Annotated in this window: 8 protein-coding genes; all 8 read right to left on the reverse strand. The window is 38.3% G+C overall.

Features of this window, described 5'->3' with window-relative positions; all coding sequences use genetic code 11:
• Positions 1-10 precede the first annotated feature (10 nt).
• Positions 11-238 (reverse strand): DUF3820 family protein, encoded by a 228-nt coding sequence (locus VLZ86_RS13105; RefSeq protein ID WP_129016898.1) that lies wholly within the window; start codon positions 236-238, stop codon positions 11-13.
• Positions 238-789, reverse strand: coding sequence for a DUF922 domain-containing protein (locus VLZ86_RS13110; RefSeq protein WP_325452059.1), 552 nt, complete (start codon positions 787-789; stop codon positions 238-240). The genes VLZ86_RS13105 and VLZ86_RS13110 overlap by 1 nt, the downstream gene beginning before the upstream one ends.
• Positions 789-1,190: an OsmC family protein gene (locus VLZ86_RS13115; protein WP_325452061.1), complete on the reverse strand. Its 402-nt coding sequence runs from the start codon at positions 1,188-1,190 to the stop codon at positions 789-791. Before VLZ86_RS13115 ends, VLZ86_RS13110 begins: the two co-directional genes overlap by 1 nt.
• Positions 1,187-3,094, reverse strand: coding sequence for a LysM peptidoglycan-binding domain-containing protein (locus tag VLZ86_RS13120; protein ID WP_325452063.1), 1,908 nt, complete (start codon positions 3,092-3,094; stop codon positions 1,187-1,189). The genes VLZ86_RS13115 and VLZ86_RS13120 overlap by 4 nt, the downstream gene beginning before the upstream one ends.
• A 51-nt stretch (positions 3,095-3,145) precedes the next feature.
• Positions 3,146-4,681 (reverse strand): glutamine-hydrolyzing GMP synthase, encoded by a 1,536-nt coding sequence (gene guaA / locus VLZ86_RS13125; RefSeq protein ID WP_325452065.1) that lies wholly within the window; start codon positions 4,679-4,681, stop codon positions 3,146-3,148.
• Positions 4,682-4,914: 233 nt separating this feature from the next.
• Positions 4,915-5,232, reverse strand: a complete 318-nt coding sequence (locus tag VLZ86_RS13130; protein WP_325452067.1) for a DUF3467 domain-containing protein — start codon at positions 5,230-5,232, stop codon at positions 4,915-4,917.
• A gap of 158 nt (positions 5,233-5,390) precedes the next feature.
• Positions 5,391-9,692, reverse strand: coding sequence for a DNA-directed RNA polymerase subunit beta' (rpoC, locus tag VLZ86_RS13135; RefSeq protein WP_325452069.1), 4,302 nt, complete (start codon positions 9,690-9,692; stop codon positions 5,391-5,393).
• Between the two features lie 92 nt (positions 9,693-9,784).
• Positions 9,785-12,268: DNA-directed RNA polymerase subunit beta (gene rpoB, locus VLZ86_RS13140; protein ID WP_325452071.1), on the reverse strand; the 2,484-nt coding region annotated here is incomplete at its 5' end.

Here is a 12,268-nt window from a genome sequence, read left to right on the forward strand (position 1 = left end):
AAGTTAACAATTACTTTGGATACCTCTGTTTTATGTTCCGAATTAAGTTTTCTAAACCATTTAATTTTAGCTCATATACGGTTGCAAGCATTAAACCAAGTTGCCCCTTTGGAAATCCTTTGTTATGATACCAAACCACATAATACTCAGGTAAATCGATGAGAAATCTGCCTTCATATTTGCCAAAAGGCATTTTGGTATGTGCAAGTTTAATGAGGAAATTTTTATCGGGCTCTATCACTGTTGATTGATGTTTTTATACTCATTATAAAGCTGTAAAGCGTCCTCAATTTTTCTCTTCCATGTTGATTGAGCTAGAACATTTCTGGAGTAGTTTGTTTCTGCATCATAAGTTTTTTGCATGGTGGCCATATCTTTATTGATGCGCTCATACGTTTTATTCAGATCTTGTTTAATGTCTTTCGAAATTTTTAATTGGGTGATTTCTTTTTTGAATTTACGCACATGTAATTCTGTAATGTCAAAATGCAGCTGTTCATGGGAAAGTATATGGTCCGATGCTTTTTTCTTGTGCACCCAAGAATATTTTGGATAAAAATGGGCCTGAACTTGGGTGTCAAATGCAGTTACCATATTATTTTGCTCTTTGATGGAAAATCTAAAAGAAATCCCAGAAGACGTTATGGCCACAATATCTCCAAGATCTTTGGGTTGTCCCTTAAAATCTGACCATTTGAGTTGTACGTTTTCCTGCCATTCCAACACATCCTTATTATTGGATGGAACGTTAAGAATTAAGGTGAAAACAACAATCAGGTGGTAGATCATCACGCCCACTTAAAGGTAATGTCCTTTTCTATATCTGGATGGAGGCTGTAAAGAACTGGGCAGGTTCTGCCAGTGTTTTCAAGAATTTTTTTAGTTTTATCTTCGGCCACAAATGGTAAATTCATGTGCACTTCTATTTTTGCAATTCGTCTAGGATTGCTGGCCATGATTTTGGTCACTTCAGAAGTTGTGCCGGTCATATCTACTCCCATATCTCTTGCCTTGATGCCCATAACGGTCATCATGCAACTCGCCAACCCTGTAGCAACGGTATCTGTAGGAGAGAATGCCAAGCCTTTTCCGTTATTATCTAAAGGCGCATCGGTAATGAATGTATTTCCAGATTTCAAATGGGTACACTCCGTTCTTAAATCGCCAAGGTAAACTACTTTTGATGTCATAATTTTGCTTCTTCTATGGTGAGATCACTGGTATATTTTACAATATAGATGGCTTCGTTATAATAACCACCATTGAGTTTTTTTGAATATCTGAACTTGTTTTCAGAATAGTGGGTTTCAACAGCATTGGTTGAGGCTTTATATAAATCTTCATCAGATGCCAATCGTAAAAGGACATCTAAAGTCAGATCAAATCCTCTGGCAGCAAATTTGTTAGGTTCAATGCCGTATTTGCTCTTGTACGATTTCACAAAACTATTCTGATGATCCGAATTCAAGCTTTTGTTGATGGATGGGTAATGGAATTTCAACCTCGCTAAATGATAATTGGACACATTCGCACCTTCAAAAGCATCAGTCAATTTGGTAGAGACCAAAATAATATCCTGGTTTCTATTGGTCAGTCCATTGAGCATACTTGTGACATTTGACACCAAAGCCTCATTTGCTGTCTCTAAAAAGACATAGTTTTTGCCATTTGAAAACGCACCACTTAAATCGGTACCCATAATGTAAAAAGCGTCACGACCTTCTTTAGTTTTTCTGGAGAAGATTTGTTTTGCATTTGGAAATTCAGATTTTAATCGGTTACTGACTTCTCGGTTTGAATGGTCTGAAATGATGACCACATTGACTTTCAATGGATCATTTTTCACATATTGAATCATGGCTTTTTCAAGCATCTGCGGCTCAGGAATAGTTTGAAAAACGTTACTATACAAGTGTTCTGGGATGGTTATTGGTGAAATTACCGGGATTTTATCATTTTCCAAGGCTCTCGCCACCCGGTCAAGATTATTTGCCATTAAAGGTCCAATAACAGCATCATAGTTAGAAAAGTCATTGCTACTCAAAATTTTAGAGATTTCAGAAAGTTGATCTTCAGTGTCAAAAACTTTCAGTTTGGTAGAAATGCCCAAACGTTTTGCCGAATCTACCGCCATTAAGACACCCGTATGAAAATCGAGGGAAACAGACAAGCGTGTATCTCTTTTAATCATTTCCTTGGCTTCCTTTACAGAATCAGTATCCACTCTACTCAAACGGAATGGTAGCATGACCGCAATTTGTTTTGTCTTTAAGTTCCTCAGGTTTCTGGTGAGATTTGTTTCTGCAACCTGACCAACCACCTCGCCGACTGTAACATTTTGAGGCACTTTCAAGACCATACCTTCTTTTAATCCATCAATTTTTAATTCCGGATTAAGTTTTTCCAAATCTTCTTGAGTCAATCCTAATTTTACCTTCAAACGGTAATAACCTTCACTTTTTTGAACCGTATAATAATTAAAACTATCATCAATCACTTTTTCGTCGGTCGTGTTTGGCACATTTATTTCGTCTCCTGGCTGCAATACTTCCTTCATACCAGGATTTAATGTTTCTAACTCCGCTACGGTAATTCCAAATTTATACGCCACACGCCATTTCCCTTCTTTAGGTTGCACTTTATAGGTTTTAATGGCATTACTTGGGGTTACCTGTGAAACTACAGTTTTATACTTTGGGATGCGTATCTGATCTCCTTTTCTTAAATTCTCCGAATACAAGCGCTTGTTATGTCTTTTTATATCTTCGATTTCAATATTGTATTCTTTTGAAATGCTATACAGTGTTTCCTTCCGTTTTACTTTATGGGAGGTATAACCAATGAGTTCTTTTGTCTCAGTTGTGGCATCAGACGAAATAGTGGCAGCATTTGGAATAATTAAAACTGAATTTAGGTTCAATTTCTTCTTGGCATCAGGATTTAAGGCATAAATATCTGAAACAGAAACTTGGTATTTTTTTGCAATAGATTCCACAGTTTCTCCTTGTTTTACCGTATGGGCTTTAAACTTTTGCGCATGGGCAACCCAATTGCAAGACAAGATGATGACACAAATTAAAATGAGTTTTTTCATGTTTTATGTATATGTTGACTGAAAACGACGATAGTAAACTGATACTTATCGTTATTCCCACTCAATAGTTGCTGGCGGTTTAGAACTGATGTCATAGACTACTCTATTAACGCCTTTTACTCTATTTATTATTTCATTGGAGGTGTTTTGCAAAAATTCGTACGGTAAATTTACCCAATCTGCAGTCATACCATCTGTACTTTCTACCGCTCTTAAAGCGACACATTTTTCGTATGTCCGCTCATCACCCATCACTCCTACACTATTTACCGGCAATAAGATGGCTCCTGCTTGCCATACCTTATCATATAAATTCCATGCTTTAAGATTGTTGATAAATATAGCGTCTACTTCTTGAAGCACACGTACTTTTTCGGCAGTAATATCGCCTAAAATACGAATCGCCAATCCAGGACCTGGAAATGGATGGCGCCCTAAAATGCCTCCGTCCATACCCATTGACGCACCAACCCGTCTTACTTCGTCCTTAAATAAAGCTCTTAAGGGTTCTACAATTTTAAGTTTCATAAAATCAGGCAAACCTCCAACATTGTGATGGCTTTTAATCGTTGCACTTGGTCCACCCGTAGCAGATACACTTTCTATCACATCTGGATAAATCGTGCCTTGTGCCAACCATTTTACATCTTCAATTTGATGCGCTTCATCATCAAAAACCTCAATGAACACACGACCAATTGCTTTACGTTTCAACTCCGGATCGCTTACACCTGCTAGGGCATCCAAAAAACGTGCCGAAGCATCAACCCCTTTTACATTAAGTCCCATGCCTTCATATTGGGCAAGGACACTTTCAAATTCATTTTTACGAAGTAAGCCGTTGTTCACAAAAATACAATAGAGATTTTTGCCAATGGCTTTATGAAGTAAGATGGCGGCTACTGAAGAATCTACACCTCCAGAAAGTCCTAAAACAACTTTATCGTCACCAATTTGAGCCTGTAAAGTTTCAACAGTTTCTTCTACAAATGACTGTGGCGTCCAATCCTGTTCCAATTTTGCGATATGCACCAAAAAGTTCTCCAAAAGCTGCTTTCCATCTGTTGAATGATAAACTTCAGGATGGAATTGGATGCCATACGTTTGCTCGCCTTCGATGACAAAAGCCGCATTTTCCACATCTTTGGTGCTGGCAATCAACAACCCATCAGTCGGTAACTTTTTAATGGTATCACTATGGCTCATCCACACTTGGCTGCCCGTATCAATATGATCAAATAAAGGTTCCTTCACCTTAATATAAGACAGATTCGTCCTTCCATATTCACGTGAATCGGAAGGCGCCACCAATCCTCCAGAAAAATGGGACAAATATTGAGCGCCATAACAAATACCTAAAAGTGGCATGTGACCCCTAATTTTTGACAAATCGGGATGGGGCGCATGCTCTGATCGGACAGATGATGGTCCTCCAGATAGAATAACCGCTTTAAAGCTTTCTATTTCCGTCGGAATTTTATTGAATGGATGGATCTCACAATAGATGTTGAGTTCTCTAACGCGTCTCGCAATCAGCTGGGTGTATTGCGATCCGAAATCTAAGATAAGGACTTTGTTATGTTGCATGCGCAAAAGTAGTAATTGATTTTATAATGACGAATTTGGACTCGCGATTTGTTTGATTAAATTTTTTGTAAAGATATTGAATTAGTTACAAGTTTGGATTGGTTTTCTTACATGTCGCTCACTTCTATGCGTATCAGCAAAGCCAAAAAAAAGGATGCAATAAAAAAATCCCTTTGAAAGTAAATTCAAAGGGACTTTTAAGGTATTGGTGGAGCACACCAAAATAATATTTATTAAGCTTGACCAGTCGGTCCAAAATTTAATGGAATTGGTGGTTGCTCGTAATCTTTGATTTCACCATGGGCGTTTTCAAAGCGCTTCACATTTTCACCCAAAGCCTTCAGCAAACGTTTGGCATGCTGTGGCGTCAAGATAATTCGTGACTTCACTTTGCTCTTTGGTGTTCCAGGCATAATGCTGACAAAATCGACTACAAATTCAGATACTGAATGGTTAATGATGGCTAAGTTGGAATAAATTCCTTCCGCTACCTTTTCATCCAATTCAATATTAATTTGTCCTTGTTTTGGTGCTTCTTGGTTATCGCTCATAATTCTTACATTCCTGCGAAGGCAGGAATCTCGTCTTTAAAAGTTAGTATCTTGAATATACTGACAAATTTAAGATCAATTAAGATGACCTCAAATTCGTCAATTTACTCATGAGATCCCCGCTTCCCTGCCTGTTGGCAGGCAGGCGCGAGGATTTTTTAGTTATAATTCAACTCTTCTTTGGCTTTCATCATTTGGTTGAACTCTTCTTTAGAACCTACGATGATATTCTCATATCGTCTAACACCGGTTCCTGCAGGAATTCTATGCCCAACAATAACATTTTCTTTCAAGCCTTCTAAGTAATCCACTTTAGCGCTTACAGCAGCTTCGTTAAGTACTTTGGTCGTTTCTTGGAACGACGCCGCCGAAATGAATGATTTTGTCTGCAATGAAGCTCTTGTAATACCTTGCAAGATTGGAGTTGCGGTAGCTGGTTGTGCATCTCTTGCAACAGCCACCTGACCATCTTCTCTTCTAACCACAGAGTTTTCGTCTCTTAACTGACGCGTCGTAACAATTTGACCTGGTTTAAGAGTTTTAGAATCTCCAGCATCTTCAATCACTTTCATTCCAAAGATCTTGTCGTTTTCTTCGATGAAATCTGATTTATGAGCCAATTGATCTTCTAAGAAAATAGTATCACCAGAATCAATGATTCTCACCTTACGCATCATTTGTCTTACAACAACTTCAAAATGCTTGTCGTTGATTTTCACACCTTGTAAACGGTATACTTCCTGTACCTCATTGACCAAGTATTGTTGAACCGCCGCAGGACCTTTAATATTCAAGATATCGTCTGGAGTGATCGAACCATCAGATAACGGCATACCTGCTTTAACATAATCATTTTCTTGAACAAGAATCTGATTGGATAGTTTCACCAAGTATTTCTTAACCTCACCTAATCTAGATTCGATGATGATCTCACGGTTACCTCTTTTGATTTTTCCGAAAGAAACAACGCCATCAATCTCACTTACTACAGCAGGGTTAGACGGGTTACGTGCTTCAAACAACTCGGTAACACGAGGTAAACCTCCTGTAATATCACCAGATTTTGCTGATCTACGCGGAATCTTAACCAAGACCTTACCTACATTAATCTTCTCACCGTTGTTGATCATCAAGTGAGCTCCAACTGGCAAGTTGTAAGAACGTATAGCGTTGCCTTTAGCATCTTCAATATGTAAAGTTGGAATCAACTTCTTATTTCTCGATTCAGAAATAACTTTTTCCTGGAATCCAGTTTGTTCGTCAATTTCAACTTGGTACGTTACACCTTGTTCAATGTTTTCGTAAGAGATCTTACCGGCAAATTCAGAAATAATGACACCGTTGTAAGGATCCCAAGAACAAATCACATCACCTTTTTTCACTTTATCTCCTGGCTTACAGTAGATGAATGATCCATACGGAATGTTATGTGTACTTAGCGTAATCCCTGTTTTAGCATCTACCAATTTGAATTCAGAAGTACGGGAAATAACAACATCAACAGCATCACCATTGTTATCGGTTCCTTTAACCACTTTTAAATCTTCAATTTCAGCAATACCATCAAACTTAACAGTCAATTTATTTTCCTCAGAAATGTTACCTGCAATACCTCCAACGTGGAAGGTACGAAGTGTTAACTGAGTTCCTGGCTCCCCAATTGATTGGGCAGCAACAACACCAACAGCTTCACCTCTTTGAACCATCTTACCGGTGGCAAGGTTACGTCCGTAACACTTGGCACATATACCTTGGGTAGCTTCACAAGTCAATGCTGAACGTACTTCAACAGCATCTAACGCTGAGTTTTGTATGCGTTTAGCAATAGCATCACCAATATGTTCACCTGCACCAACAATAAGCTCTTCAGTCAATGGATCGTAAACATCATTTAATGACGTTCTACCTACAATTCTATCTTCAAGCTTCTCAATAACTTCCTCATTCTTCTTCAAAGCGGATACTTCAATACCTCTCAACGTGCCACAATCTTCACTGTAGACAATCACATCTTGAGATACATCCACTAAACGACGTGTTAAGTAACCAGCATCTGCTGTTTTAAGAGCGGTATCTGCAAGACCTTTACGAGCACCGTGAGTAGAAATAAAGTATTCCAAAATTGAAAGACCTTCCTTAAAGTTAGAAAGAATTGGGTTTTCAATAATCTCTCCACCCCCTGCACTAGATTTTTTAGGTTTCGCCATCAATCCACGCATCCCGGTTAACTGACGGATCTGTTCTTTAGATCCACGAGCTCCCGAATCAAGCATCATATATACTGAGTTAAATCCTTGCTGATCTTCGCGGATACGCTTCATAGACAATTCAGTCAATTCAGCATTCGTAGAGGTCCAGATATCAATAACTTGGTTATAACGTTCGTTATTGGTAATCAATCCCATGTTATAGTTAGCCATAATGCCATCTACCTGGGTGTTGGCACTATCAATCATACTTTGTTTTTCAGCAGGAATGATAATATCTCCTAAACTGAATGATAATCCACCTTGGAAGGCAAACTTATAGCCTAAATCTTTAATCTCATCTAAGAACTCAGCAGTTTCAGGAACTGAAGTTACTTTTAAAATATGCGCGATAGCATCTCTTAAAGATTTTTTGGTCAATACTTGATTGATATAACCAGCTGCTTTTGGTACGGTTTCGTTGAATAAAACACGCCCCACAGTAGTTTGAATAATCTTTGTGACCAATTCACCTTCTTCATTAAAGTCTTCTGTTCTTACTTTGATTCCAGCATTTAAATCTACTTTTTTCTCATTGTAAGCAATAGTCACTTCCTCTGGAGAATAGAATGTTATGCCTTCACCTTTTACTTTTACTTCATCCGTTGAAAAACGCTCCTTGGTCATATAGTAAAGACCAAGAACCATGTCTTGAGATGGTACAGTAACAGGAGAACCGTTAGCAGGATTCAAAATATTATGAGAAGCCAACATTAATAATTGTGCTTCTAAAATGGCCTCAGGTCCTAATGGTAAATGCACCGCCATTTGGTCACCATCAAAATCCGCGTTGAACGCCGTACATACTAATGGGTGCAATTGGATAGCTTTACCTTCAATCAACTTAGGTTGGAAAGCTTGGATACCGAGTCTGTGTAATGTAGGAGCACGGTTTAAAAGAACTGGATGTCCTTTTAAAACATTCTCTAAAATATCCCAAACTACTGGCTCTTTTCTATCTATAATTTTCTTTGCAGATTTTACAGTTTTCACAATCCCGCGCTCTATCAGTTTTCTGATGATGAATGGTTTGTAAAGTTCTGCTGCCATGTTTTTAGGCAATCCACATTCAAATAATTTTAATTCTGGTCCAACGACGATTACCGAACGTGCTGAATAATCCACACGTTTACCAAGTAAGTTTTGACGGAAACGTCCTTGTTTACCTTTTAAGGAATCAGATAACGACTTTAACGGTCTGTTAGAATCGGTTTTAACTGCCGATGCTTTACGCGTGTTGTCAAATAATGAATCTACTGATTCTTGCAACATACGTTTCTCATTACGTAAAATAACTTCTGGAGCTTTGATCTCAACCAAACGCTTCAAACGGTTGTTACGAATAATTACACGACGGTATAAATCATTTAAATCTGAAGTCGCAAAACGACCACCATCTAAAGGTACTAATGGACGTAATTCTGGTGGAATTACTGGAATAGCCTTCATGATCATCCACTCAGGTAGGTTCTCACGGTTAGCGTTAGAATCACGGAAAGCCTCAACAACTTGAAGACGTTTTAACGCCTCAGTCTTACGTTGTTTTGAAGTTTCAGTGTTTGCTTTGTGACGCAATTCAAAAGACAACTCATTCAAATCAATTCTTGAAAGCAAATCAATTAAACATTCCGCTCCCATTTTTGCAATGAACTTATTTGGATCATTGTCGTCTAAGTATTGGTTATCCTGTGGAAGTGATTCAAGAATAGTCAAATATTCTTCTTCCGTCAAGAAATCCATTTTTTGCAATGGTTCCCCATCGGCGTTTTTACCATTACCCGGTTGGATCACTACGTAACGTTCGTAATAGATGATCATATCCAATTTCTTGGAAGGTAATCCCAACAAGTATCCAATTTTGTTTGGTAAAGAACGGAAATACCAGATATGAGCTACAGGAACAACCAAATTGATGTGTCCTACTCTGTCTCTACGTACTTTCTTTTCAGTTACTTCAACACCACAACGGTCACAAACAATACCTTTGTAACGGATACGCTTATATTTACCACAAGCACATTCAAAATCCTTTACAGGACCGAAAATACGCTCACAGAACAAACCATCTCTTTCCGGTTTGTGTGTTCGATAATTAATAGTTTCAGGTTTAAGAACCTCACCACGAGATGCTGCTAAAACAGACTCTGGAGACGCTAAACCAATGGAGATTTTGTTAAATCTCTGTACTGTATTCTTATCTTGTCTTCTTGCCATTTTTTATGGTACTAACAAATTATAATTTAATTTTTATGATTGGGTAGAGACAGATTGCAATCTGTCTCTACATTGGAATAATTTCAACGAAATTATTCCTCCAATCTAATATCCAATCCTAATCCTTTCAATTCGTGCATTAACACGTTAAAAGATTCAGGAAGTCCTGGTTCTGGCATTGGCTCTCCTTTTACGATTGCTTCGTAAGTTTTTGCTCTACCGATAACATCATCAGATTTAACTGTTAAGATCTCACGTAAGGTTGCAGATGCGCCATAAGCTTCAAGTGCCCATACCTCCATCTCACCAAAACGCTGACCACCAAATTGAGCTTTACCACCCAGCGGTTGCTGTGTAATTAATGAGTATGGTCCAATAGAACGTGAGTGCATCTTATCATCAACCATGTGTCCTAGTTTCAACATATAAATTACACCAACAGTTGCTGGTTGATCAAAACGATCTCCCGTACCACCATCATATAAGTAGGTATGCCCATAACGTGGAATTCCAGCTTCATCAGTCAATTCATTGATCTGATCCAATGTAGCACCATCAAAAATTGGTGTTGCATAGGTTCGTCCTAATTTTTGACCTGCCCATCCTAGAACAGTTTCATAAATTTGTCCAATGTTCATACGAGAAGGTACACCAAGCGGATTCAATACGATATCAACTGGAGTTCCATCTTCTAAGAACGGCATATCTTCCTGACGGACAATTCGTGCAACGATACCTTTGTTACCGTGACGTCCTGCCATTTTATCACCTACTTTAAGCTTACGCTTTTTAGCGATATAAACTTTAGCCAATTTGATAATACCTGCAGGTAATTCATCCCCTACAGAAATTGTAAACTTCTCACGACGCAATGACCCTTGAAGGTCATTTTCCTTAATCTTGTAGTTGTGGATTAAATCCAAAACCAGACTATTTGTTTGTTCGTCAATGGTCCAAGCTCCTGAAGTTAAATGCGTATAATCATCAACAGAGTTCAACATTTTTAAGGTGTACTTTTTACCTTTTGGAATGATTTCCTCTCCTAGATCATTAAAGATCCCTTGTGCAGTCTTTCCGTTTACGATAGCAAATAACTTATCCACCAATACGGCTTTTAACTCATCAAACTTTCTGTAGTAAACTGCTTCTAGAGCATCAATATCTTCTTTATCCTTAGCTCTCTTACGTTTATCTTTTACTGCTCTTGAGAATAATTTTTTCTCAATAACAACACCGTGCAATGAAGGCGAAGCTTTTAATGAAGCATCTTTTACATCACCCGCTTTATCACCGAAGATCGCTCTTAATAATTTTTCTTCTGGTGTTGGATCAGATTCACCTTTTGGAGTAATCTTACCAATTAAAATATCACCTGGTTTGATCTCAGCACCAATTCTAATCATACCGTTTTCATCCAAGTCTTTTGTAGCCTCTTCAGAAACGTTAGGAATATCATTAGTCAATTCTTCGTTACCTAATTTGGTATCTCTAACTTCCAATGAATATTCATCGATATGAATCGATGTAAAAATATCATCACGAACAACTTTTTCAGAAATCACAATGGCATCCTCAAAGTTGTAACCTTTCCATGGCATAAATGCCACTTTCATGTTACGACCAAGAGCAAGCTCTCCATTTTGGGTTGCATATCCCTCACAAAGTACTTGGCCTTTTTTAACTTTATCACCTTTGGTTACAATAGGTTTTAAGTTAATGGAAGTGCCTTGGTTGGTTTTTCTAAATTTAACCAACGGATAGGTTTTGGTATCGCTATCAAAACTTACCATGGCTTGTTCTTCTGTACGTTCGTATTTGATCACAATTTCATTAGCGTCTACGTACTCTACAGTACCAGCGCCTTCAGCATTGATTAATACTCTTGAATCTGAAGCAACTTGACGCTCTAAACCAGTTCCAACAATTGGTGCATCCACACGCAATAATGGTACTGCTTGACGCATCATGTTAGATCCCATCAAGGCTCTGTTGGCATCATCATGCTCCAAGAAAGGAATTAACGATGCTGAAATAGAGGCTACTTGATTAGGGGCAACGTCAGTATAATTAGCAGTGACGCCATCTATTACTGGGAAATCGCCTTCTTGACGCGCAATAATTTTGTCTTCAAGAATTTTTCCATCGCCATCAACATGAATATTAGCCTGAGCTATCAACATATCTTCCTCTTCTTCAGCGCTCAAATAGACTGGTTCATTCTTAATATCAACAACACCATCTGTAATTTTACGATATGGCGTTTCAATGAAGCCCATTCCGTTAACTTTCGCATAAACCGAAAGTGAAGAAATCAAACCAATGTTTGGTCCCTCAGGGGTTTCAATTGGACATAGACGACCGTAATGTGTGTAGTGAACGTCACGAACCTCAAAACCTGCACGCTCTCTGGATAAACCTCCAGGTCCTAATGCTGATAAACGACGTTTGTGCGTAATCTCCGCCAATGGATTGGTTTGATCCATAAATTGAGATAACTGATTCGTTCCAAAGAAAGAGTTGATTACCGAAGACAACGTCTTCGCGTTAATCAAATCAATTGGTGTAAACACCTCGTT

The organism is Gelidibacter sp. (genome assembly GCF_035515035.1).
Classification (GTDB): Bacteria; Bacteroidota; Bacteroidia; order Flavobacteriales; family Flavobacteriaceae; genus Gelidibacter.

What these genes read in the sequence shown, in the direction of transcription:
- rpoC (WP_325452069.1), bottom strand. Translation starts at nt 9,692, where the DNA reads ATGGCAAGAAGACAAGATAAGAATACAGTACAGAGATTTAACAAAATC.
- VLZ86_RS13115 (WP_325452061.1), bottom strand. Translation starts at nt 1,190, where the DNA reads ATGACATCAAAAGTAGTTTACCTTGGCGATTTAAGAACGGAGTGTACC.
- VLZ86_RS13130 (WP_325452067.1), bottom strand. Translation starts at nt 5,232, where the DNA reads ATGAGCGATAACCAAGAAGCACCAAAACAAGGACAAATTAATATTGAA.
- guaA (WP_325452065.1), bottom strand. Translation starts at nt 4,681, where the DNA reads ATGCAACATAACAAAGTCCTTATCTTAGATTTCGGATCGCAATACACC.
- VLZ86_RS13110 (WP_325452059.1), bottom strand. Translation starts at nt 789, where the DNA reads ATGATCTACCACCTGATTGTTGTTTTCACCTTAATTCTTAACGTTCCA.
- VLZ86_RS13120 (WP_325452063.1), bottom strand. Translation starts at nt 3,094, where the DNA reads ATGAAAAAACTCATTTTAATTTGTGTCATCATCTTGTCTTGCAATTGG.